Raw genomic sequence first — 22,380 nt, forward strand, 5'->3', positions numbered from 1 at the left:
ATGTCTTCTCTGCACGTATCCAAGGTTCGCAAGGCCTACGGCTCCACCGAGATCCTCAAGGAAATCAATATCGATGTCGACGACGGCGACTTCCTCGTGCTCGTCGGGCCGTCGGGCTGCGGCAAGTCCACGCTGCTTTCGCTGATCGCGGGACTCGATACGCTCTCGGGCGGCGAAATCCGCATCGGCAACGACAAGGTCAACGACCTGCATCCGAGCGAGCGCGACATCGCGATGGTGTTTCAAAGCTATGCGCTCTATCCGAACATGGCTGTGGGACAGAACATCAGCTTCGGGCTGGAGATGCGCAAGGTCTCGAAGAGCGAGCGCCAAAAGGCCGTGCAGGAAGCCGCGCGTCTCTTGCAGATCGAGCATCTGCTCGACCGCCGTCCGGGCCAGCTTTCGGGCGGCCAGCGTCAGCGTGTCGCGATGGGCCGCGCGCTTGTCCGTCATCCGAAGATCTTTCTGTTCGATGAACCGCTGTCGAACCTCGATGCGAAACTGCGCGTCGATATGCGCACCGAGATCAAGAAGCTGCATCAGCGCCTCGGCGCGACGATCGTCTACGTGACGCACGACCAGATCGAAGCGATGACGCTCGCGACGCGCATCGCCGTGATGAAAGGCGGCGTACTGCAGCAGCTCGGCACGCCCGCCGAGGTCTACAACACGCCTGCGAATACGTTCGTCGCCACCTTCATGGGTTCGCCGTCGATGAACCTGATTCCCGCGCGCATCGAGCGGGCGGATGGTTCGCTTCGGCTTTGCGTCGGCGAAGGTCACAGCGCAATCGCGCTCGATCTGCCCACGCAAAGCGCGGCCGTCGATCGCTACGTCGGCAAGAAGGTGATCGCCGGTCTTCGGCCCGAGGCGATCGGCGTCGAGAACGAGCGCGCCGCCGCGGCGCTGCGCACCGTGCCCGTGACGATCAACGTGCTCGAACCGACAGGCCCCGACACACTCGCCGTGCTCGATCTCGGCGGCATGGAAGTATCCGCGCGTCTCGGTGCGGACATGCCGCATGCGTCGGGCGAGCGATGCGAATTGCGCGTCGACCTGTCGAAGCTCGTGCTGTTCGATGCCGACACGGAAGTGCGGATTCACTGACGGATGGTACAGCCATGAGCAAGCCAGAGGGAAAGCGTTCGACCGCATTGGTGACGGGCGCGCGGCGCGGTATCGGCAGATCGATCTGCGTGGCGCTCGCGCGGCGCGGCTTCGATGTCGTGCTGACGGATGTCGTGCATGACGAAGACGCGGATACGACCTGCGCGCTGGTGCGCGACGAAGGCCGCGACGCGCTGTTCATACGAAGCGACCTGAGCGATGTGGCCTCGCATGCGCGTGTCGTCGAAGAAGCCGTGCGCTTCAAAGGCAGCATCGAATGTCTCGTGAACAACGCGGGCATCGGTTCGCCCAGCCGCGGCGATCTGCTCGACGTCTCGCCGCAAGCCTTCGATGCCGTGCTCGGCGTCAACCTGCGCGGCACGTTTTTCATGACGCAGGCGGTTGCACTACATATGGCGTCGGTGACGTCGGGCGTCGCGCGGTCGATCGTCACGGTGTCGTCCGTATCGGCGGAAATGGCATCGCCCGAACGCGCCGAATACTGCGTATCCAAATCCGCGCTGCCGATGATGACGCGCCTGTTCGCGTTGCGGCTCGCGAGCGCGAACGTCGGCGTATTCGAAGTGCGGCCCGGCATCATCCGCACGCCGATGACGGCGGGCGTCGCGCAAAAGTACGAAGCGCGTTTCGGCGAAGGCCTCGTGCCCGCCGGACGCTGGGGCGAAAGCGACGAAGTAGGCCAGGCCGTCGCGACGCTCGCCGATGGCGCGCTGCCCTTTGCAACGGGCAGCGTCGTCAATGTGGATGGCGGCCTGTCCATCCCTGCCTTCTGAGCGACCGACATGAATACGACGACATACGACTATGTGATCGTGGGCGGCGGCTCGGCGGGCTGCGTGCTCGCCAACCGCCTGAGCGCCGATCCTTCGATCAAGGTGCTGCTGCTCGAAGCGGGCGGCTCCGACCGGCATCCTTTCTTTTCGATGCCGGCAGGTTTCGCGAAGATGACGCGGGGCATCGGCTCGTGGGGCTGGTCCACGGTGCCGCAAAAGCATCTCAACAACCGGGTGCTGCGCTTCACGCAGGCGAAGGTGATCGGCGGCGGCTCGTCCATCAACGCGCAGATCTACACGCGCGGCGTCCCGGCGGACTATGACGACTGGGAACGGAAAGCGGGCGCGACGGGCTGGTCGTATCGCGACGTGCTGCCGTACTTCAGGAAGTCGGAGAACAACCAGCGCTTTGCCAACGCGTATCACAGCTACGGCGGGCCGCTCGGCGTGTCGAACCCGATCAGCCCCTTGCCGATCTGTGAAGCCTTCTTTCAGGCGGGACAGGAACTCGGCATACCGTTCAATTCCGACTTCAATGGCGCCAGTCAGGAGGGGCTCGGCTATTACCAGCTCACGCAACTGAACGCGCGACGCTCGTCGGCTGCTGCGGGATTCATTCGTCCCGTACTCGGGCGGCCCAACCTCACCCTATGGATGCGGACACGTACGCTTCGGGTGATCGTCGAAGGCGGCCGTGCAACGGGCGTCGAATACGTATCCGGCAATAGCCGAGACTCGAAGATCGTGCATGCTTCGCGAGAGGTGATCGTGGCCTCGGGTGCGATCGGCTCGCCCAAGCTGCTGATGCAGTCGGGCATCGGTCCCGCCGATCATCTCGAGTCCGTCGGCATCCGGCCCGTGCATCATCTTCGGGGCGTCGGATCGAATCTGCAGGACCATCTCGATCTGTTCGTGATCGCTGAATGCACGGGCGATCATACCTACGACAAGTACAACAAACCGCACCACGCCGCGTGGGCCGCGCTGCAGTATCTGCTGCTGAAGAAAGGGCCGGTTGCGTCGAGTCTCTTCGAAACGGGCGGCTTCTGGTATGCGGACAGCGACGCGCGCGACCGTTCGCCCGATATCCAGTTTCATCTGGGCCTGGGCTCCGGTATCGAAGCCGGCATGGCGAAGCTGAACAACGCGGGCGTTACGCTGAACACGGCGTATCTTCGCCCGCGTTCGCGCGGCACGGTTCGTCTCGCAAGCAATGACCCCGCCGCCGCTCCTTTGCTCGACCCCAACTACTGGGCCGATCCGCACGATCGGGATATGGCGATCAAAGGCTTGCGCCTCGCGCGCGACATTCTGCGCGCGCCTGCGTTGAAGCGCTATGTGCAAAGCGAGATCCTGCCGGGCCCGCGCGCGAACACCGATCAGGAACTGTTCGACTACGCCTGCGCGAATGCGAAGACCGATCACCATCCCGTCGGCACCTGCCGCATGGGGCGAGCGGACGATCCGGACAGCGTCGTCACGCCCGATTTACGTCTGATCGGGATCGTCGGCCTGCGCGTCGTCGATGCGTCCGTCATGCCTTATCTGCCCTCGTGCAACACGAATGCTCCGACGATCATGGTCGCCGAAAAAGCCGCCGACATGATCGTTCAATCCCAGAAATCGAGAGGAATCCATGAAGATCAATCTGCCGACCAGGGAAGGCTCAATCCAGCCCTACGCGATGCAGCATCGCGACGACCGGTTTGCGCCGTCCACCGCGCCGACGTTTGACCGCATCGCGTATGCGGCGGCGCATGTCGTCGTCGATCCTGCTCATGCTTATGAACCCTGGGGCGATGCGCCGCGCATCGACTGGGACGCCACGCTCGCATTTCGCAGCTATCTCTACGGCCTCGGTTTCAAGGTGGCGGAGGCGATGGACACGGCGCAACGCGGCATGGGCATCGGCTGGACGACGGCGGCGGAACTGATCCGCCGCAGCATCGAGCATGCGCGCAGCATTCCGGGCGCGGATCTCGCGTGCGGTGCGGGCACGGATCATCTCGATGGCGGCCGCGCGCATACGCTCACCGATATCGTCAACGCCTATGCGGAGCAGTTCGACGTGATCGAATCGGCGGGTGGCCGGCCGATCATGATGGCGAGCCGCGCGCTCTGCGCCACGGCGCGGTCCGCCGACGATTACCAGCACGTCTACGACGCCGTCATCTCCGCCTCGCGCAACAAGGTCGTGCTGCACTGGCTCGGCGATGCATTCGACGCGTCGCTCGCGGGTTACTGGGGCAGCCGCGATGTATCGACGGCGATGAACACCGTCCTCGACATCATCGGGCGTCATCGCGACAAGATCGAAGGCATCAAGATTTCGCTTCTCAATGCGGACTACGAGCGTGAGCTAAGGTCGCGGCTTCCCGAAGGCGTTCTGATGTTCACGGGCGACGACTACAACTACGGTGAGCTCATCGCCGGAGACGGCACGCGGCACTCGCATGCGCTGCTCGGCATCTTCGATCCGATCGCGCCCGTGGCGTCTGCCGCACTTGCGAAGCTCGCTGAAGGCGATCTCGACGGCTATCGGCATCTGATCGATCCGACTGTCGCGCTCTCGCGCGAACTGTTCGCGGCACCGACGCAGTACTACAAGGCCGGCGTCGTCTTCCTCGCATGGCTCAACGGTCATCAACGCCACTTCTCGATGGCGGGCGGCATGCAGTCGGCGCGATCCGTCGTGCATTACGCGGACGTGTTCAGGAAGGCCGACGCGGCAGGCGTCCTGATCCGGCCCGAACTGGCTCATCAGCGCATGAGCCAATTTCTCGCGCTGAATGCGGGCATCGACAACGCTCTGTAAATGAAAATGCCCACGCCTGCGAGACAGGCGTGGGCATCGACGTTCCTCGTTTCAGTCTGCGATCACGTCTGCATCGTCACATGTCGTCCAGTTTTCGCCGCCTCATCGAGAGCGAGTGCCGTGGCGAGCGATTGATACCCGTCACGACCGCTGGCCGCGGGACTTTCGCCCAGCAAGACGGCGCGATGAAACTGCGCAACGCCGGTGGTGTACAGGTCCGCGTGCGCGATCTCGACAACTTCCTCACCGCGCGCCGTGCGCAGCATGATCTCCCCGACCGGGCGCTGCGTCATGACATCGCGTGCGAACAACGATCCCTCGGTGCCATGCACTTCGAGTCCCGTATGCGCGAACGGTACGGTGAATGCATCGTGAATCTGGGCAAGCACGCCGTTATCGAACCGGATGATGCCCATCACGCCGTCCGCGAGTCCCTCCTTGCCCATGCTTCCCGATGCGGTCATCGCGCTCACTTCCACAGGCTCCGCGTCGAGCAGAAACCGCAGCGTATCCGCGTCATGCACCGAGATGTCGAGCACGACGCCACCGCCCGCATCCGCACGCTCGATGCGCCAGCCGCGCAGATGAGGCGGCAACGAAACGGCATGGAAAACACGCGCGAACAAGGGTCTGCCGATAGCGCCGGCGCGAATCAGCTCGCGCATCCGCCGATGACTCGCGGCGCAACGAAGATGATGATTCGTGGCGAGGATCACCTTTTTTTCCGCGCACATCTCGATCATTGCGCGGGCGTCGTCGATGGACATCGCGAGCGGCTTCTCGCACAGGACGTGCTTGCCCGCCGACGCGGCTTCGAGCACTTGCTGCAAGTGCTTTTCATTGGTGCTGCTGATGTAGACCGCATCGATCTTCGGGTCCGACAGCACTTGCTTCAGGTCCGCGCTTGCGGTCGGAATGCCTTGCTTGTCCGCGAATTGCCGCGCCCGAGCGAGGTCGCCGCTGACGACCGCCTCGATCGAGCCGTCAGGCTGGGAGCGAATCGCGTTGATCATCCATTCTTCGGCAATCGTGCTCGCGCCGATCAAAGCCCATCGAATCGTTGCCATGCCTCTTCTCCTTTCAGGTTGCATCAGGTGATCGACGATGCCGACGCAGACTCGCCCGATTCGGCGACGGCCGGCTTCTTCCGCGCAGCGTGGCCGAGACTGCGGCACAGCGCTTCGCCGACACGCAGCGCTTGTGCGGCAATCGTGAGCGCCGGGTTCAAGGCAGCGGAAGACGGAAAGAAACTTGCATCCACGACGTAAAGGTTGTCATGGTCATGCGCCTTGCACAGCGGATCGAGCGATGACGACGCCGGATCGATGCCGAAGCGCACCGTGCCGCATTGATGCGACGGCGTGTCCTCACCGAATCGTCGGCTGACGACGAGCGGAAAGCCCGAACGGCGCAGCAGCTCCTTCGTTTTCGTGACGAGCCGCATGTGCGGCTTCAGGTTTGTGCGCTTCCACGAAAGCCGGATGTCTCCGTCATTCGTCAGTTCGATACGGCTTTCGCGGTCGGGCAAGTCTTCCGACATCGCATAGAGATCGACGCTGTGATCGCTCAGGTATCGCAACGCGCGCTTCGGCATATAAGGCATGGCGTCGCGCAGCATGGGCTCGCGAATCTTCCCGAGCATCTGGATGTTGCCGAGCGGCCATCTGTCGTGCTCGCCCGCAAAATAGAAATCGTTGACGGACAACGTCTTCGGAAATCGCGTGTCGTTGATACGGCGCGGATCGATCGCGAGAACGGCCGTGCAGTTATGGTTCATGTAATACCGTCCGACCACCCCGGACGAGTTAGCGAGACCATTCGGCATGCGGTCGTTCGCCGAAGCAAGCAGTAACGCCGCACTGTTGATCGCGCCGGCGGACAGGACGAAGGTACCGCCCGTCACCGTCTTTCGACCTTCGCGCGATTCGACTTCCGCCGCCACGATTCTTTTGCCGGTAGCGTCGGTCACGAGGCGCGTGACGCGCGTGCCGGTCATCAGCGTCACCGAGCCGCGCCGCATGGCAGGACGCAACAGGCACTTCTCGGCGTCGCCTTTTGCGTCGATGCGGCAGGGAAAGGCATCGCAGGTTCCGCAACGCACGCAAGGCCCGCCATCGCCCAGATCGATCGACGACGGCATATGGAACGGATGCAGCCCGAGCCGTTCGAATTGCCGGCGCAATGCCGCGATGACAGGTTCGTCCGGAACCGGCGGATGCGGATACGGGCCGGCGTGAGGCGGTTCCGTCGGATCGCCGCTTGCATCGCCTCTGATGCCGAACAGCGATTCGGCGAGGTCGTAATAGGGTGCGAGGTCCGAATAGGAGATCGGCCACGCGGGCGAAACGCCCTCCTCGTGCTGCACTTCGCGGAAATCGTCTTCCCTGAAGCGAAACATCGCCGTGCCGAAGAACTTCGTATGTCCGCCGACGAAGTAGTACTGGCCCGGACGATATCGCTCGTTCGCGCCGTTCAGCCAGGTTTCGCGCGTCCTGTAGCGGAGCTGCCCGAAAACCGCTTCGGCGTCCCAGTTCCCGAGCTCACGCGGCAGATCCTCGCCGCGCTCGATGATGAGGATGCGCGCGTCCGTCGCCGCGAGTTGCCACGCGACGGCACTCCCGCCCACGCCCGAACCGATGATGACAATGTCGGCGTCCATTCCTGTCTCCGTAGACTGCTTCGACGCGCGGAGTACCGCCATGCTGGCGGGGCGGGTCAGAGGTCGAATCCGAGTTGTTGCTTGCCGAGCGCGGTCAGGCTCGCCGCGGTGGCACGGCCGACGAAACCGGTCTCGAAGTCGTCGGCCGGAAAGTCGGGCGGACTCTCACCGCTGATGAAAGTCGGCAGTTGCCTTTTGAGGTATTCGTCGTTCTTCGCGCAGCCGGGCGCCGCCGCGATGTACATCACGTTGCTGTATCCCTCGCCGCGATGCTCGTCTTCCACCGCGTGAATCACGTCGCTGTGCCAGAAGACGGTATCGCCCGCCTGCATCGGCGGAATGGACGACAGCGCTTCATGCAGCGGCGCATGCCAGGTCGAACTGATCGACAACGCGCGGCCCGGCATCGCGCCGCACAGGTCGTCGTCGGCGACATCGTCCTGAAGGGCGCGCAGCAGCACATAGATCATCGCATTCGCGATCGGCACCAGTTGCAACGTTCCGTCGCCCGGCCCCTGCGGCGTGAGCGCGGTCCAGCCCTGAAACGTGCGGAACATCGAACACACGGTCGGCGACGGAATCTCGCGCGCCTCGGGGCGATACGCCGCGTCGAAGGCGTCGTAGCGGCGCCAGTCGCCACTGAAAACATGTCGATAGACGCGGCGGAAATTGTCGTCGAGCCATCGTTCGACAGACCCGCCGTCGCAATGAGGAGAAAGCCCGAGCGACGCCGAGCCGGGCGGCCGCCGGCGCAGACGATCCGCATACACGGGAACCTGATCGGGATCGAAGTGCACCCGCCCTTCGCTCTCCCATTTCCACAGCCGGTTCAGAAATACGCGCGTCTGCGTGAGTTCCGGCGACTGGCGCGCCTCGACCTGCGGGCCGGACCAGTAGATGCCGTAAATCTGCGGCTTGCTCGACGCGAGTTCACCGAAATATTTGTCCTCCGCCCGATGCGCGAGCTTTTCGTCCAGACGGTTGTCTTCGACATAGCCGGCGATCGCGTCATCCCATGCGGCTGCGCGCTGCGGACTGAAGACGCCGCGCACGACACACGCGCCGCTCTCCCTGATTGCCGCGATCGAGTCTGCACTGACCTGCTGCGCGACGATGTCCGCATATCGAATCTCGGGAATCACCGGTTCACCGCGCCGACGGCGTTCGGCAATCACTTCGACCTTGCGCCGGATGTCGGCTTCGACCTCCTGAAACACTTCCTTGTAGCGCGGCAGATTTTCGCGAAGTTGCTTCTTCACCGCGCGAATTGCAGCGGGCAGATCTTCGATATGCAGGGATTCCACAGCGCGTCTCCGAATGTCTTCGAGTGCCTAAAGCTTAGACGTGAGCGCGTTTTCGTTGCGATACAATCGAGACAACCTTTTTGCACTTCCGGCCATGAAGCCTGCATACGAACACGTCACGATGGATGCCGGTTGTTCGATCCGGGTTTTCCATCGCAAGCTGCCCCGCATACCATTCGAATGGCATCACCATCCGGAGTACGAGCTCACGCTCACGATGAACAGTCGCGGAAAGCGCTATATCGGCGACTCGATCGTCGATTACGAAGGCGACGATCTCGTGCTGGTTCCTCCGGATTTGCCTCATACGTGGGCGTCGAACAAGTCGATCGATTCAGGCGCGCCGCAGGTGGCCATCGTGATCTGGTTCAGCGGCGATTGGGCGCGGCGTCTCGCGGATTGCTGCCCCGAGTACGAGCCGCTTCGAAGGCTGCTGCGCAGAGGGGCGTCCGGGCTCGCGTTCGGGCAGGAGGCGAGTGAGAGCGTCCATCGAAGGCTCGCCGCGTTGTTGTCGCAATCGTCCAGGGAGCGTCTCGGCGCCGCGCTCGATGTCCTGTGCGAGCTCGCGGACGTGGACGCCGCGCCGCTCGCATCGCCCAGCGCATTCGACAAGGGACAGGCGAGAGCACCTTCAGGCCACGAACCCGAACGTATCAATCGCGTGCTCGGTGTCATCGACGCCCGATTCGCGGAGCGCCTGACGCTGCGTGAACTCGCGGACGCGGCAACACTTTCGGAACGCACGTTGAACCGCTACTTCGCCCAGCATCTCGGCGAGAGCGTCGGCAAATATTTGAACCGCGTTCGCATCGGCCATGCGTGCCGGATGCTCGCCGATACTTCATGGCCGGTATCGGTCATCGCTTCGCGTTCGGGATTCCCGAACGTCGCCAACTTCAACAGGCAGTTTCGCGCGGTGAAGCAGATCACGCCGGCCGCTTATCGCAAGGCATTCTCGGGGACGCATGGGGAACCGCAAGAGGCGTTGTCGCTGGAATCCAGATCGCCTTCGCTGGAGAAGCGCGGATAGAACCGCGTTCAAGGCGCGCGACCGTGCGCCGAGGGCTTAGAAACTTCGGCGCATGAACCCTTCGATTGATTTAAGCAGAACACGATAAGTCGAGTGCACCGCGTAAGCTGTAACGCCTTTGAAAAGAGCGGGATGCTACTGCCCACCGAAATAGATCTGCTTCAGCTCTTCGGTAGAGGCGGGACGAGCGACGGCGCGAGAGCCGGCCCCCGATGATCCTGACATCGCGCCGCCATACGCGGTTGCGCCGTTTTGAGTCGATACGCGCGCCTCTGCCGCCTGGATCTCCACGGGATAGTTTGGATCTTCACCTCTGGCCGGCGTATATCCGGCCTGTTCGAGCTGTTGCAGCTCGGCTCGTACCTGAGCACGCGTCAGCGACGCATCCGTCTGAGAGAACGCGGCAAGTGGTACGGAAAGCGCCGACGCAGCGGCGACCGCGATAGCGATTGATCTCATGGCGACCTCCTTGTGAACGCCAGCCAGCGGAATTGGGATGCGAGCTCCCTTAGCTGGCAATCGAAGTCTAGGCGGCCAATCCTTCAACTTCGATACGATCGCGGCCCTCGCGCGATGGCGGCAGCGGCGCTTACCAACGCTACGCGGAAATCGGGCACGAATCATCGGCGGAAACGCCCGAAGCGTTTCACTCGCACTCAGGGTAAACGTCCACGTTCATGACACTTGAAATAGTTGGTGTACGGAGTATATTCACCATCACAGGTGACTCGAACAGAACGGAGATAGACATCATGCAATTTCATCTCGACGGATTCCGGGTCGGCGACCCGACGATCGAACCGGCCGCCGAAGGCGCGCCTCGCGTCGACATGCCCGACACGGTCGACGTGCTGATCGTCGGAAGCGGTCCGGCCGGACTCGTGCTCGCGGCGCAACTGTCGCAATTCCCGGACATCAGGACGCGCGTCGTCGAGCGTCGCGACGGACCGCTGCGGATGGGACAGGCGGACGGCGTGGCGTGCCGCACCGTCGAGATGTTCAATGCGTTCGGGCTGAGCGACCGCTTGCTGCGCGAAGCATACTGGGTCAACGAAACGGTATTCTGGCGACCCGACGCGAATGATCGCGGCGCGATCAAGCGTACCGGCCGCGTTCAGGATACCGAAACAGGCATGTCCGAGTTTCCGCACGTGATCGTCAATCAGGCTCGGGTACAGGACTATCTGCTCGGCGTGATGCACCGCTCCGCGCAGCGCCTCGAACCGGATTACGATCTGGAAGCGGTCGACGTGCAACGCGACGATGCCGGCGAATATCCGGTGCGCGTCACGCTGCGCCGCACGGATGCAGCGCGGCTCGGCGAGGAAGTGACCGTGCGGGCACGCTACGTCGTGGGTTGCGACGGCGCGCGCAGCCGCGTGCGTACGGCCATCGGACAGGCGCTGCACGGCGATGCCGCGAATCATGCATGGGGCGTGATGGACGCGCTTGCCGTCACCGACTTCCCGGACATCCGTTTGAAAGCGGCGATTCAGTCCGCGAGCAAAGGCAATCTGTTGATCATTCCGCGCGAAGGCGGCTATCTGGTCCGCTTCTATGTGGATCTCGGCGAAGTCACGCCGGACAATCGCGACACCATCAAGCAGACTTCCGTGGATCACATCATCGAGACGGCTCAGCGGATTCTGCATCCCTATTCGCTCGACGTGAAAGAGGTCGCGTGGTTCTCGGTGTATGAAGTAGGCCAGCGCCTGACGGAGCGTTTCGACGATGCCCTCACGGCGGACGGAAGCGCCCGCGAGCCTCGCATCTTCATCGCCGGGGACGCCTGTCACACGCATAGCGCGAAAGCCGGCCAAGGCATGAACGTGTCGATGCAGGACGGGTTCAATCTCGGCTGGAAACTCGGCGCGGTTTTGGAGGGACGCAGCGACGCCAACTTGTTGCGCACGTATTCCGATGAGCGCCAGCCGATTGCGCAGGAGTTGATCGACTTCGACAAGGAATGGTCCGCGATGATGGCCGCGCCGCCGAAGGACCCGGACCACCCCGAGTTGGGCGGCGTCGATCCTGCCGAGCTTCAGGCCTATTTCGTACGCGCGGGCCGATTTACGGCAGGCCTCGCGACGCATTACCGGGCGGGCACGCTCACGGGCGAAACGACGCATCAGGCGCTCGCCACGGGCTTCCAGATCGGCACGCGCTTTCACTCGTCGCCCGTCGTTCGCGTCGCGGATGCGAAGCCCGTTCATCTCGGACATGCGGCGCGCGCAGACGGCCGCTGGCGTCTGTACGCATTCTCGGACGCGACTCGCAGCGCGCTCCATGCCTTGTGCGAACATCTCGCGACATCGCCCGATTCGGTCTTGCGGGGCATCACGCCAAAGGATGCCGACGTGGACAGCGTGCTCGATCTGCGCGCAGTGCTGCAGGAGCCGCATCGCGAAGTGCGTCTGGACGGCTTGCCTTCGCTGCTGCTGCCGTGCAAGGGACGCTACGGTCTCGTCGACTATGAGAAGGCATTTACGAGCGACGCGACGACTGATATCTTCCACGAGCGCGGAATCGACCGCGAGCGGGGCGCGCTCGTCGTGGTCCGTCCGGATCAATACGTCGCCCATGTTCTTCCTCTGGATGCATACGAAGAGCTGGCGTCCTTCTTCCGGCCGATATTCCGCACGCGCTAACCCTTTCCGACACAGCGAAATTGCCGATCAAACACGACGACCCCAAAGCGCTTTCGACCTTCACTGGCAGCCTCGTGCGCCGCGCCCAGCAGCGTCACGTAGCGGTATGGCTCAGCGAAGTCTCGGCTGAGATCACGAGCGTCCAGTACGCGGCGCTCGAGATCCTGCAGAAAGCGCCGGGCGTCAATCAACGGCAACTGGGCGACGAGCTCGACGTGGACCGTTCGACCATCGCCGATCTCGTCGCGCGGATGGTGCGCAACGGCCTGATCGAGCGCTCCGACGATCCCGTCGACAAGCGCAGCTATGTGCTGTTCCTCACCGCGGCCGGCAAGAAGCAGCTTTCGATCTTGCGGCCGCGTGTCGAGGAAGTCGAGCGCATACTCACGGCAAAGCTGACGCCGCGCGAAAGCGTGGAATTGAGGCGTCTGCTTGCGGCGCTGTTGCCGTAGTGCCATGGCGCATGCGGCGCCTACGATTTTCGCAAGCTTCATTCAACGGAAACGCCGTCCTACCACGGAGGTTGCCATGCGATATCTATCCGTCGAACAACAGAAGGACCCGCTCCTTCTCGTCGCCCGCGTGCTGTTGATGCTTCTCTTCGTCCTGTTCGGCTGGCAGAAGCTGATCGGTTTTTCCGGCACCGTTGCCTACATGACATCGACGGGCGCGCCGGTTCCCACCGTTTCGGCAATCATCGCGGTCGTGATGGAGCTCGTGGTGGGCATTGCGATCATCCTCGGCTTTTTCACGCGCCCGCTTGCGCTGCTCCTCGCGCTCTATACGCTCGGCACGGCCTTGATCGGCCATCATTTCTGGACGATGCAAGGCATGGAACGTTATGCCAACACGATCAACTTCTACAAGAACATCAGCATCATGGGCGGCCTGATCCTGCTGGCCATCACGGGTCCGGGGCGATTCTCGCTCGACCGCAAATGAATGAACGGATCATGGTTTCCGCTATCCGGGCAACCGATAACGCCGATAGCCGCTGCATGAAACGTCCGTCCGTTTTCGTTCGTGTATCCTCACGGGCATGGCCACGATCCTGAAAACGACGGAAAGCGCGAAGGAGACGGAAACGGCGAACCAGCCGGCCGAAGTGCGCTTTCGCATGCGCATCATGAAAGGCGAGACCATCGCGATCGGTCCGGGCAAGATCTCGCTGCTGGAGGCGGTGCGCAAGCACGGCTCGATATCGGCGGCGGCGCGCAGCCTCGACATGTCGTACCGGCGCGCGTGGCTGCTCATCGACGAACTCAACCGCTCGCTTCAATCACCCGCGACGATCTCCGAGCAAGGCGGCCAAAGCGGCGGCGGTTGCATGCTGACGCCGGTCGGCGAGCGCATCGTCCGGCTTTATCGCGATATCGAAGTGCAGGCGCAATCCACGTGCGCCGAGCAGATCGGTTCGCTCACAGCGCTGCTCAAATCCTAGCCGTGTCGCAGGCAGAACGCGGACGGCGGCGGTGAAGGCGCTTCCGTGTGCCGCGTGCCCGCGGTGAGCCGCGCAACGAACTCCACGAAGCTCGCGACACTCGCCGTGCGCAACGGCGAATATTCGACGCCATGTCGCTCGCAGACGCGCTTCAGCATGCTCATCGAATCGTGATCGATACAGTCGACGGGAAACAGCACGACATCCGCGTTCGGCAGCGCGCCGGCGAGCAAGCCCTTGCGATCCTCGATCCCGCCATCGTGGACGGTCAGTTCGCCGCCCGCCTCTTCGACCAGCGCCTTCAGCACCGTATTCGAACTCGGCCTGCCGCCGACATAAACGATGCGCTTGCCATTCGCCCACTCGATCCCGCGACGGCGCGCGCCGGTGCGGTCGCCGGCATCGAGCGTCGCGCGTTCCAGCGCTGCGCATTCGGACTGCACGACCCGCAACAACGCCTGCGCCTCGCCCAGCTTGTTGCGCAACGCGCGCGTCCCGGCTTCCTCCCGCTGCGCGCGCTGCTCCGCGGCTTCGCGGCGGCTCGTGTGCAGCGCGAGGCGGCGCTCGCCGTCATCGACCTTCTCTCGCAAGCGCTCGACTTCCGCTTCGAGTTGCGCGGTCGACGTGTCAGGCTTGCGTTCCACGAGCGCGGCCAGTTTTAGCGCGTGATCGTTCGATTGCCTGATCGATGCATCGCGCTCTGCATTCAGTTCCAGCAAGCGCGCCTGCTGGCGTTCGATCTTGTCCCTGAGTTCGGCGTTTTCGGCTTCCAGCGCGACGAGCCGGCGGATATCCGCGCGATTCGCCGCGCCGACCAGATGCGACAGCATGTGCAGCTCGCCGAACGCGGACTGGCGCACGTCGATGGTCGCGTGCGGATGCGACATCAGCGCCCAATACGCGGGCGGAATGTCGCCGGACTTGAGCGCATCGTTCCAGAGATCGAGCAGTGCCTTTGGATCGCGCGCGGCGTCGAAGCGCCGGATCGCGCCGGCGTAACGTTCGTCGAGCGCCTTGTTGAGCGCCTTCGCGCCCGCGCCGCCCGCGATTGCGAGTTCAACCGCGGCGTGATGAATCTCCAGATCGCTCGCGTGATAACGGTCGAGATGCGTGAACTTCGGCACGAGCTTGCGCAGTTCGGCCGTCGAAAGACACGTGCCGATCACCGAGCAATGCAGATGCGCATCCAGTTCGGCAAGACGCGCGCGGCGGCGCGACGTGCGCAAATCGGCTGCGGTCGGCTGGCAGCAGGCGTCGCGGTGCGCATGCGCGCTCGTGCGCACGAGTTCAAACGGAGGGGTCTGCATCATCACCTCTTTGTCCGATCGGCTGGGCCGGATGGCGCGTCGTTCAGATGCCTGCGCCACGTCTTCTGTTCGATGTCCGATTCGCAATATACCACCGAATATAACGACCGAAAAACGACGGATTGGCGCATGAGCCGCTCACCGCGCGCGCGGTGCGGACAGGGCGTATCCTACGCATTCGGCGCGCCGGGCCGGCCGGACAAGGGCCGCGTTCACAAGGCACGCTTCGCCGGACGTTTCCAAACGCGAAAAATCGCTCACAGGGAGAATCTGAATGGCCAGGGTTGAAGTCAAGGTTCCGCAGCTTTCCGAATCCGTCACCGAAGCGACGATGTTGCCGTGGAAGAAGAAAGCGGGCGACGCCGTGGCGCAAGACGAAATCCTCGTCGAACTGGAAACGGACAAGGTCGTGCTCGAAGTGCCCGCGCCATCCGCCGGCACGCTCGCGGAAGTGGTGAAGAAGCAAGGCGATGTCGTCCACGCGGACGAAGTGCTCGCGATCATCGATACGGAAGCGAAAGCCTCCGCTGCGGCGCCCGCGCCTGAAAAGCCGGCAGCGCAACCCGTACAAACCGCGCAACCCGCGCAGGCCGCCGCGCCTGCCGCCGCATCGGGCGCAAAAGCCGACTTCGACGTCATTGTGATCGGCGCCGGCCCTGGCGGCTACATCGCCGCGATCCGTGCCGCGCAACTCGGCCGCAAGGTCGCGTGCGTCGAGGAATGGATCAACCCTGCGGGCAAGCCGAAGCTCGGCGGCACCTGTCTCAACGTGGGCTGCATTCCGTCGAAGGCGCTGCTGGCGTCATCGGAAGAATTCGAGAACGCGAAGCTGCATTTCGGCGATCACGGCATCAGCATGGATAACCTTTCCGTCGATGTCGGCAGGATGGTCGGGCGCAAGGAAGCGATCGTCGAGAAGATCACGGGCGGCGTCGAATTCCTGTTCCGCAAGAACAAGATCGCCTGGCTCAAAGGTCACGGCAAGCTCGCGGGCAAGGACGGCGGCAACTTCAAGGTCGAGGTCAGCGGCGAGGGCAAGAGCGAAAGCCATACCGCGCAACATGTGATCATCGCGACGGGTTCGAAGGCGCGGCATCTGCCGAACGTGCCCGTCGACAACAAGATCGTCTCCGACAACGAAGGCGCGCTCGCCTTCACGTCCGTACCGAAGAAGCTCGCCGTGATCGGCGCGGGCGTGATCGGGCTGGAGCTCGGCTCGGTGTGGCGCCGCCTCGGCGCGGAAGTGACGATTCTCGAAGCGCTGCCCGAATTCCTCGGCACCACGGATACCGCGCTGCAAAAGGAAGCCGCCAAGCTCTTCAAGAAGCAGGGCTTGACGATTCATCTCGGCGTGAACATCGACGGCGTTAAGACGACCGATTCGAGCGTCGCCATCTCATACAAGGACAAGGACGGCAACGCGCAGACGCTGGAGGCGGATCGGCTGATCGTGTCGATCGGCCGCGTGCCGAACACGGACAATCTCGGTCTCGATTCGATCGGCCTTGCCGCCGATGAACGCGGCTTCATTCCCGTCGACGGCCATTGCGCGACGAAAGTCCCGAACGTCTACGCGATCGGCGATGTCGTGCGCGGCCCGATGCTCGCGCACAAAGCCGAGGACGAAGGCGTGCTGGTGGCCGAGATCATCGACGGACAGAAGCCGCATATCGACTACAACTGCATTCCGTGGGTGATCTATACGCATCCGGAAATCGCTTGGGTCGGGCAGACGGAGCAGGCGCTGAAGGCGGAAGGACGCGAGATCAAGGCCGGCCAGTTCCCGATGATGGCGAACGGCCGCGCGCTCGGCATCGGCGAGACGGACGGCTTCATCAAGGTCATCGCCGATGCGAAAACCGACGAGATTCTCGGCGTGCACATCATCTCGGCGAACGCGTCGGACCTGATTGCGGAAGCGGTCGTCGCGATGGAGTTCAAGGCGGCATCGGAAGATATCGGGCGCATTTGCCATCCGCATCCGTCATTGTCGGAAGTGATGCGGGAGGCCGCGCTTGCCGTCGACAAGCGCGCACTGAATATCTGACGCGCGAAAGCGAGTGAAGCCGGTCGACGTCGGCCGGCTTCGCCGACGCTGAACGGTTGCGCGTGCCGTCTTGCAATGAATTCGCGACACTGAGCTCAGGACAGCGATGTGAAAGGGCCGCTTGGCAGCAGACTCGCCGTCTCGTTGATGGTGGCCGCTTTCGGCGTGGGCATCGCGCCACTCGCGAGCGCGCAGGACAACGCGGCCACGAAGGCCGAGAAGAAAGCGGCGCACAAGGAGGCGCGCGCGAAGAAGAACGCTGAACTCAAGAAGCTCGAAGACGCCGGCTACAACCCGGCAAAACGCGACGACAACAGTTACCCGCAAGATATTCAGAACGCGCAGCAGAAGGCCGGGATTGGTACGGGCGCGAGTCAGTAGTATTCCGCTTCAGGGCCGCGTCGGTTTTTGATTGCTTGCGGCCCTGACATTACCTTTATCTCGTGTAACTCGGTTTCGGCGTTGCCTTCTTCGAGGCCGCCGCTTGTGCGCTGGCCTGCGCTGCCCGCATCGCTGCGCCTTCGAAAATCGCCGCAGGCAGCGACGTCTTGCACTTGTCCTCCCCGCGCGCCGGTGGTTCCTCGCTGTTCACGCACGGCAACAGGCCGTCGATGACAGTGCCGCCAGGGAATAAGCACGATGAACCACGATCTCTATATGGCAGCCTGACCGCCATGTCCCCTTCTGGAACGGCGCTCGCATGCTCACCTACGCGCCGACCATCGAACGCACGTGCGAGAAGCAAATTTTTCCGTCGCTCTCTGCAACCACAGATTTTTTTACTGCAACAGGGATTTACAATCATCTCATAAGACGATAACCTTGCTGCCGTTGATCCGGTTTTCGGCAACGGTTGCCGCTAAAGAGCAAGGGTTCCGTAATTTTCGGAATTTTTGACCTCATTCCCGCAAACGTTTCCCACCTTCCGGCGACGTCCGCCTTCGAACTGAGCTCGTTTGTCATTTCGTGAGGCCTACGCGGGCGAACATCTCCGTTTGCTCGACTCTGCCATCCAGAGCGCTTGCCGTGCCGCGCGCTGGACCTTATCAGTGAATCCGTGCCATTCCGGTTGTCCTTTGCGCCTTGACTTCGACGTCGAGCGGCCGGTCTTGCCCTGCGCGTGTCATTCGGATGACTAATTAGCGTCATCTCGACGACATCGCAGATTTTCGCGACTCCAACGCTGCGTCGTTGCGTCGCGAATCGCCGATTGGGTCCGATAGCGTGCTCGAGTTCACGGGCATTGCGCTAACCAATAAGCAATGCTAAACGTAATGACGAGTCAAAAACAAAACGTTCTTCGCCCCTTCAACGTGATCTCGGCAAAGGCCACGACCTTCGCGGCCGCGATTCTCACGAGCGCGCTGCTCGCCGCTTGCGGCGGCGGTGACGCCGGCACCGCTTTGGACGCCACCGCCAAGAGCGAACTGCCGGAGTCCACTGCGAAGGCTACGACCAGCACGTCCATCTTCTATGGGATGAACGGCCGCAACACGAACGGCGGCGCGTACGATTCCACCGCCGTGTCGACGCAGCTCGCGCAACTGCAAGACCTCGGCGCGAAGATCTATCGTAATTCCGTGTACAACCTGGCGTCGGCGAAGGTTGTCGCGAAGATGGCTCAAACGATGGCAGCGGGCGGCGTGACGGTGTATCCCGTGATCATGCTGGGTACCGGCTACAGCTCCGAGCAGCAGGCCTACAACGCGGGTTACACGCTCGGTCAGCAAGTCGCGGGAACCTACAAGTACAAATACTACGAAGTCGCGAACGAGCTCGAAGCGCAAGCGCTCACCGGCAACGTCGACGGTACGAACTGGACGCACTACCGGAATCAGCCGTTCGTCGTCGCGCGCGGCGTGCTTCGTGGTCTGATTGCAGGCGTGAAGTCGGTGGACGGCTCGGCGAAGATCATCGTGAACGGCACCTGGCTGCACTACGCGTTCTTCCAGATGCTGATGGACGGCTCGCAGCCTGACGGCACGCACGGCCATCCCACGGTGAACTGGGATATCACGGCATGGCACTGGTATTCGGACCAGGGCGACATGACGCGTGCATGCGGCGGCACGGGTTGCTACGACATGCTCGGCGTGCTCCGTTCGTTCGGCAAGCCGATCTGGCTCACCGAATTCGGTGTGCGTCCGAATTACGGTTCGTATCAGCAGATCGCGTCGTATATGGCGGGCAGCAAGATGATGGGCCTGTTCCAGAGCGTGGCGACGAAGTACAACATCCAGTCGATCCAGGCGTTCGAACTCTATGACGACAACGAAGGCGACTTCGGCCTGATGCGTTCGGACGGCCAGACGACGAAGGATGCATACTGGGCATACAAGAACTTCGTTGCCAGCCACCCGATGTAAGTTGCGCGGGGTCTGACGGCCCCGCTGGCTTAACCCTTCTCGCCGTTACAGGCGTACTTCACGAGCGACCCTTTGCGGTCGCTCGTGGCGTTTTGGGGCACGACGCCGCGTCGAAGGTTCATCGGCACGACTATATGACTGGTATTCGACCGCAGCGCCTTGCTCGCGAATGCGCTCCGCCCTACTCTCGATGAACGCCTACCCTCCCGATCGCCGCGGGGTCGGCCATATTCATACGATCCATACAGTGATGCATCTTCCGTTCGGAGATGCGCGTTCTATCGGAGGAGACATGCGCGACAACCTGATTCCCGTCATCGTGGGCCGAAAATGGCGAATTGCCGAGGGTTACCATGCCGTTGAACTTCGCACCACGTCGCGATCGGTTCTTCCGGCGTTCGACGAGGGTTCGTATGTCACGCTTTGCCGGAGTCGCGCGGGCGGCAGGGCAAGCGTTCACCCCTTGCTCCGCGTCTCATCGTTTTCGGATGGCTACGTGGTAGGCACGCGGCAAGAGCGCGATGGCCAAGCGAATGGCGCGCTATCCGGCTTTCCGTTGAACGAGCGAGACGAGGTATTCGTCGGCGTCCCGCAAAGCCCGCCGACCGTTCTGGACGATCGCGTGCGATCAATCCTCTTTTCAGGCGGGATAGGCGCCGCATCCATCGTAGGGATCGCAAAGCGGCTTGCATCGGCGGGGCAAAGATTCGAAGTGCACAACTTCGCTCGCACGGCGGACCGCGCAGTGCTTCGGGAAGAGCTCGACGCGCTTCGCGATCACGGCGAGGTCTATCACTACTTCGACGTGTCCAACGATCTATTCGAGCAGCAGACTTCTCACGCGATGAGCCCGGCTCGTGCGAGTACGCAGATCTATTGCAGCGGGCCGCCTGCGTTCATGGATTTCATCGAGCGTCAGGCGCGCGAGTGGGTGTACGCGGACAACATCCATAAGATCGTGCTCGGAGAGCGAGCGTAATAAACCCACGCGCCGCGCCGCCTTCTCAACCGTGCGGCGCAGTCTCCGGCACACACACGAACGAAACCGTGGACGTCTGCTCTTCGAGCGAACGCACGCCGCTCGTCGCCTCCGATCTGACCACGACACGTTGCGAACGTTGCTTGCAATAGTCGCTGGCGGCGTCCATCGCCGCGTTGCGCGCGGTCACCCACGACATGCGCGTGCCTGTCGCCTTGCCGGTGACGGTGTAGGTGTCGGGTTGCGCACCGGCGGTGACGCCGTTAGTCGTGCCGCACGACGCGAGCAGCGTGAAAAGCGCAACTGCGCCGATCGCGCGTCGCGCCGAAACAAATGGTCGTAGGGAATGGAGCATACGCTTGTGGACCGTGAATATTAAGATTCGGCCCGAATGGTACAAGCGTCTGCGAATTTCTTCACAGATGAGAGGAAAGCTGCGGCTTTATCGGGTCCGTTGAACGGTCACGCGAGCAGTGTCGCGCGCCTTTTCACGATCGACCGCGCATGCGGCCCGTCGTTCCCTCAAGCCTGTGCGATGCGATCCAGCAGATGCTGCAAACGCGAGTGCTGACACGGCGCGAGGCCCGGCGTGGAAAGCGCCTGCACGACGCGTCCGCGCCAATAGGTCTTCGAAAAGAGCGAATTCGCGCCTTCGAGGCTCAGGACTTGTTCGAGATGTTCGATCGCCGTATCGAGATAGCCGACGCTATAAGGATGCGTGCGTGCGCTGATGTAGTTCATGGCGCGGTCCATCGGAGGAGCGAGTGGTTCGAATGAGGATTGGATCGGCGTGCACGATGTGTCGCACGTGGATATCGTCGCGCGGGTTCGTGACGAACGTGCGACGCGGGCAAACTTTCTTCGATGCGATCATGGAGCGGCACGCGAATCGTCGCGCGCCGCTCGCATGCATCAGCTCATGTGCTGGCCGCCGTTGATCGCGATGTTCGAGCCGGTCACGAAGCCCGCGTCATCGGAGCACAGGAACGCGATGAGCGCGGCGACTTCTTCGGGCTTGCCGAGACGGCCGGCCGGAATCTGCGGAAGAATCTTCGTGTCGAGAATCTCCTGCGGAATCGCGGTCACCATCTTCGTCGCGAGATAGCCCGGCGAAATGGTGTTGACGGTCACGCCCTTCTTCGCGACTTCGAGCGCGAGCGACTTCGTGAAGCCGTGCATGCCCGCCTTCGCGGCTGCGTAGTTCGTCTGGCCGATCTGGCCTTTCGAGCCGTTCACCGACGAGATGTTGATGATGCGGCCCCAGCCGCGCGACACCATCTCTTCGCACACCGGCTTGGTCATGTTGAAGACCGAGTCGAGATTGGTGCGCAGCACGGCGTCCCAGTTCACCTTGGTCATCTTCTTGAAGGTCGTGTCCTGGGTGATGCCGGCATTGTTCACGAGGATGTCGATCGGGCCGACTTCGGCCTGGATCTTCGCCACGCAGTGCTGGGCGGAATCGTAATCGGCGACGTCGACGCCATATGCGCGGAAGTTGTAGCCCTGGCGATCCATTTCCGTCAGCCATTCGGCGGTCTTCGCGTTGCCCGGCGAATGCGTTACGACGACCGCGTAGCCGGCGTCGTGCAGCTTCATGCTGATGGCTTCGCCCAGACCGCCCATGCCGCCCGTCACTACTGCGATTCGCTTAGTCATGCTGATACTCCTCTTCAATTCTCTCAGGTTGAATGATGCTCGGAATGCCACCGGTGCTGCCATGTTGCCTCGACGCTTATATTTGTTCGATGACGCGTCGGGCCGCGCGCGGGCAGCGCCGGTGTACTGCTTTCGTTACGGACGTTCGATCGCCAGCGCGACACCCATCCCGCCGCCGATGCACAGCGACGCCAGACCCTTCTTCGCATCGCGCTTCTGCATTTCGT

The 22,380-nt window shown here is 62.7% G+C and carries 22 protein-coding genes; 13 read left to right on the forward strand and 9 right to left on the reverse strand.

Annotated features, from left to right (window positions below; all coding sequences use genetic code 11):
* The 4 genes from AWB78_RS34610 to AWB78_RS34625 are packed head-to-tail and all read left to right on the forward strand — an operon-like array spanning position 1 to position 4,716.
* Positions 1-1,107, forward strand: coding sequence for an ABC transporter ATP-binding protein (locus AWB78_RS34610; RefSeq protein WP_062611124.1), 1,107 nt, complete (start codon positions 1-3; stop codon positions 1,105-1,107).
* A 14-nt stretch (positions 1,108-1,121) separates the two neighbouring features.
* Positions 1,122-1,901 (forward strand): 3-ketoacyl-ACP reductase, encoded by a 780-nt coding sequence (locus tag AWB78_RS34615; RefSeq protein WP_062611125.1) that lies wholly within the window; start codon positions 1,122-1,124, stop codon positions 1,899-1,901.
* Between the two features lie 9 nt (positions 1,902-1,910).
* Positions 1,911-3,635, forward strand: a complete 1,725-nt coding sequence (locus AWB78_RS34620; protein ID WP_062611126.1) for a GMC family oxidoreductase — start codon at positions 1,911-1,913, stop codon at positions 3,633-3,635.
* Positions 3,538-4,716, forward strand: a complete 1,179-nt coding sequence (locus AWB78_RS34625) for a dihydrodipicolinate synthase family protein (protein ID WP_062611127.1) — start codon at positions 3,538-3,540, stop codon at positions 4,714-4,716. The genes AWB78_RS34620 and AWB78_RS34625 overlap by 98 nt, the downstream gene beginning before the upstream one ends.
* A gap of 62 nt (positions 4,717-4,778) precedes the next feature.
* Here the strand turns inward: AWB78_RS34625 and AWB78_RS34630 are convergent, their stop codons facing one another.
* Genes AWB78_RS34630 through AWB78_RS34640 form a run of 3 tightly spaced genes read right to left on the reverse strand, consistent with a single transcriptional unit; the run spans position 4,779 to position 8,679 of the window.
* Positions 4,779-5,783, reverse strand: a complete 1,005-nt coding sequence (locus AWB78_RS34630) for a Gfo/Idh/MocA family protein (RefSeq protein WP_062611128.1) — start codon at positions 5,781-5,783, stop codon at positions 4,779-4,781.
* Between the two features lie 23 nt (positions 5,784-5,806).
* Entirely contained in the window at positions 5,807-7,375 is a 1,569-nt protein-coding gene (locus AWB78_RS34635; RefSeq protein WP_082883532.1) for a GMC oxidoreductase, read from the reverse strand.
* A 56-nt stretch (positions 7,376-7,431) separates the two neighbouring features.
* Entirely contained in the window at positions 7,432-8,679 is a 1,248-nt protein-coding gene (locus AWB78_RS34640) for a DUF1479 domain-containing protein (protein ID WP_062611129.1), read from the reverse strand.
* A gap of 94 nt (positions 8,680-8,773) precedes the next feature.
* Between AWB78_RS34640 and AWB78_RS34645 the strand changes: the two genes are divergently transcribed.
* A complete protein-coding gene (locus tag AWB78_RS34645) occupies positions 8,774-9,709 on the forward strand; it encodes a helix-turn-helix domain-containing protein (protein WP_062611130.1) in 936 nt (311 codons plus the stop codon).
* Between the two features lie 135 nt (positions 9,710-9,844).
* Here AWB78_RS34645 and AWB78_RS34650 read toward each other — a convergent pair whose 3' ends face one another.
* Complete coding sequence (locus AWB78_RS34650) at positions 9,845-10,168, reverse strand: DUF4148 domain-containing protein (RefSeq protein ID WP_062611131.1); 324 nt, start codon at positions 10,166-10,168, stop codon at positions 9,845-9,847.
* Between the two features lie 293 nt (positions 10,169-10,461).
* Between AWB78_RS34650 and AWB78_RS34655 the strand changes: the two genes are divergently transcribed.
* The 4 genes from AWB78_RS34655 to AWB78_RS34670 all read left to right on the forward strand — a co-directional run bounded on the left by AWB78_RS34655 (position 10,462) and on the right by AWB78_RS34670 (position 13,798).
* Positions 10,462-12,357 (forward strand): FAD-binding monooxygenase, encoded by a 1,896-nt coding sequence (locus tag AWB78_RS34655; protein ID WP_062611132.1) that lies wholly within the window; start codon positions 10,462-10,464, stop codon positions 12,355-12,357.
* A 20-nt stretch (positions 12,358-12,377) separates the two neighbouring features.
* On the forward strand, positions 12,378-12,809 hold the full coding sequence (locus AWB78_RS34660; protein WP_062611133.1) for a MarR family winged helix-turn-helix transcriptional regulator: 432 nt from the start codon (positions 12,378-12,380) through the stop codon (positions 12,807-12,809).
* Positions 12,810-12,885: 76 nt separating this feature from the next.
* A complete protein-coding gene (locus AWB78_RS34665; protein WP_062611134.1) occupies positions 12,886-13,299 on the forward strand; it encodes a DoxX family protein in 414 nt (137 codons plus the stop codon).
* Between the two features lie 97 nt (positions 13,300-13,396).
* Positions 13,397-13,798 (forward strand): winged helix-turn-helix domain-containing protein, encoded by a 402-nt coding sequence (locus tag AWB78_RS34670; protein WP_062611135.1) that lies wholly within the window; start codon positions 13,397-13,399, stop codon positions 13,796-13,798.
* Here AWB78_RS34670 and AWB78_RS34675 read toward each other — a convergent pair.
* A complete protein-coding gene (locus AWB78_RS34675; protein WP_062611144.1) occupies positions 13,795-15,105 on the reverse strand; it encodes a DUF2325 domain-containing protein in 1,311 nt (436 codons plus the stop codon). The two genes, AWB78_RS34670 and AWB78_RS34675, sit on opposite strands and share 4 nt — an antisense overlap.
* A gap of 274 nt (positions 15,106-15,379) precedes the next feature.
* Between AWB78_RS34675 and lpdA the strand changes: the two genes are divergently transcribed.
* From lpdA to AWB78_RS34695, 4 genes are all read left to right on the forward strand, one after another.
* A complete protein-coding gene (gene lpdA / locus AWB78_RS34680; RefSeq protein ID WP_074173604.1) occupies positions 15,380-17,152 on the forward strand; it encodes a dihydrolipoyl dehydrogenase in 1,773 nt (590 codons plus the stop codon).
* A gap of 147 nt (positions 17,153-17,299) precedes the next feature.
* Entirely contained in the window at positions 17,300-17,533 is a 234-nt protein-coding gene (locus AWB78_RS34685; RefSeq protein ID WP_062611136.1) for a DUF4148 domain-containing protein, read from the forward strand.
* 893 nt (positions 17,534-18,426) lie between these two features.
* Entirely contained in the window at positions 18,427-19,518 is a 1,092-nt protein-coding gene (locus AWB78_RS34690; RefSeq protein ID WP_232477998.1) for a glycosyl hydrolase, read from the forward strand.
* Between the two features lie 292 nt (positions 19,519-19,810).
* The gene (locus tag AWB78_RS34695) at positions 19,811-20,497 is read left to right on the forward strand and encodes a ferredoxin reductase domain-containing protein (protein ID WP_062611138.1); all 687 of its coding nucleotides are present in this window, start codon (positions 19,811-19,813) and stop codon (positions 20,495-20,497) included.
* Between the two features lie 25 nt (positions 20,498-20,522).
* Here AWB78_RS34695 and AWB78_RS34700 read toward each other — a convergent pair whose 3' ends face one another.
* From AWB78_RS34700 to AWB78_RS44170, 4 genes are all read right to left on the reverse strand, one after another.
* Positions 20,523-20,852 carry a hypothetical protein gene (locus AWB78_RS34700; protein ID WP_062611139.1) on the reverse strand — a complete coding sequence of 110 codons (330 nt, stop codon included), beginning with the start codon at positions 20,850-20,852 and terminating at the stop codon, positions 20,523-20,525.
* 167 nt (positions 20,853-21,019) lie between these two features.
* Positions 21,020-21,238, reverse strand: coding sequence for a hypothetical protein (locus AWB78_RS34705; RefSeq protein WP_062611146.1), 219 nt, complete (start codon positions 21,236-21,238; stop codon positions 21,020-21,022).
* A 171-nt stretch (positions 21,239-21,409) separates the two neighbouring features.
* Entirely contained in the window at positions 21,410-22,153 is a 744-nt protein-coding gene (phbB, locus tag AWB78_RS34710; protein WP_062611140.1) for an acetoacetyl-CoA reductase, read from the reverse strand.
* A gap of 135 nt (positions 22,154-22,288) precedes the next feature.
* Positions 22,289-22,380 (reverse strand): hypothetical protein (locus tag AWB78_RS44170; protein ID WP_157697712.1); only part of this gene is annotated, 92 nt, incomplete at its 5' end.

The sequence above is a fragment of the Caballeronia calidae genome (genome assembly GCF_900044055.2).
Classification (GTDB): Bacteria; Pseudomonadota; Gammaproteobacteria; order Burkholderiales; family Burkholderiaceae; genus Caballeronia; species Caballeronia calidae.

Coding starts and splice junctions, on each gene's coding strand:
- AWB78_RS34645 (WP_062611130.1), top strand. CDS start 8,774: ATGAAGCCTGCATACGAACACGTCACGATGGATGCCGGTTGTTCGATC.
- AWB78_RS34700 (WP_062611139.1), bottom strand. CDS start 20,852: ATGCTCCATTCCCTACGACCATTTGTTTCGGCGCGACGCGCGATCGGC.
- AWB78_RS34675 (WP_062611144.1), bottom strand. CDS start 15,105: ATGCAGACCCCTCCGTTTGAACTCGTGCGCACGAGCGCGCATGCGCAC.
- AWB78_RS34695 (WP_062611138.1), top strand. CDS start 19,811: ATGCGCGACAACCTGATTCCCGTCATCGTGGGCCGAAAATGGCGAATT.
- AWB78_RS34635 (WP_082883532.1), bottom strand. CDS start 7,375: ATGGACGCCGACATTGTCATCATCGGTTCGGGCGTGGGCGGGAGTGCC.
- AWB78_RS34650 (WP_062611131.1), bottom strand. CDS start 10,168: ATGAGATCAATCGCTATCGCGGTCGCCGCTGCGTCGGCGCTTTCCGTA.
- AWB78_RS34625 (WP_062611127.1), top strand. CDS start 3,538: ATGAAGATCAATCTGCCGACCAGGGAAGGCTCAATCCAGCCCTACGCG.
- AWB78_RS34620 (WP_062611126.1), top strand. CDS start 1,911: ATGAATACGACGACATACGACTATGTGATCGTGGGCGGCGGCTCGGCG.
- AWB78_RS34685 (WP_062611136.1), top strand. CDS start 17,300: ATGGTGGCCGCTTTCGGCGTGGGCATCGCGCCACTCGCGAGCGCGCAG.
- AWB78_RS34655 (WP_062611132.1), top strand. CDS start 10,462: ATGCAATTTCATCTCGACGGATTCCGGGTCGGCGACCCGACGATCGAA.
- AWB78_RS34610 (WP_062611124.1), top strand. CDS start 1: ATGTCTTCTCTGCACGTATCCAAGGTTCGCAAGGCCTACGGCTCCACC.
- AWB78_RS34665 (WP_062611134.1), top strand. CDS start 12,886: ATGCGATATCTATCCGTCGAACAACAGAAGGACCCGCTCCTTCTCGTC.
- lpdA (WP_074173604.1), top strand. CDS start 15,380: ATGGCCAGGGTTGAAGTCAAGGTTCCGCAGCTTTCCGAATCCGTCACC.
- AWB78_RS34705 (WP_062611146.1), bottom strand. CDS start 21,238: ATGAACTACATCAGCGCACGCACGCATCCTTATAGCGTCGGCTATCTC.
- AWB78_RS34690 (WP_232477998.1), top strand. CDS start 18,427: ATGACGAGTCAAAAACAAAACGTTCTTCGCCCCTTCAACGTGATCTCG.
- AWB78_RS34630 (WP_062611128.1), bottom strand. CDS start 5,783: ATGGCAACGATTCGATGGGCTTTGATCGGCGCGAGCACGATTGCCGAA.
- phbB (WP_062611140.1), bottom strand. CDS start 22,153: ATGACTAAGCGAATCGCAGTAGTGACGGGCGGCATGGGCGGTCTGGGC.
- AWB78_RS34615 (WP_062611125.1), top strand. CDS start 1,122: ATGAGCAAGCCAGAGGGAAAGCGTTCGACCGCATTGGTGACGGGCGCG.
- AWB78_RS34670 (WP_062611135.1), top strand. CDS start 13,397: ATGGCCACGATCCTGAAAACGACGGAAAGCGCGAAGGAGACGGAAACG.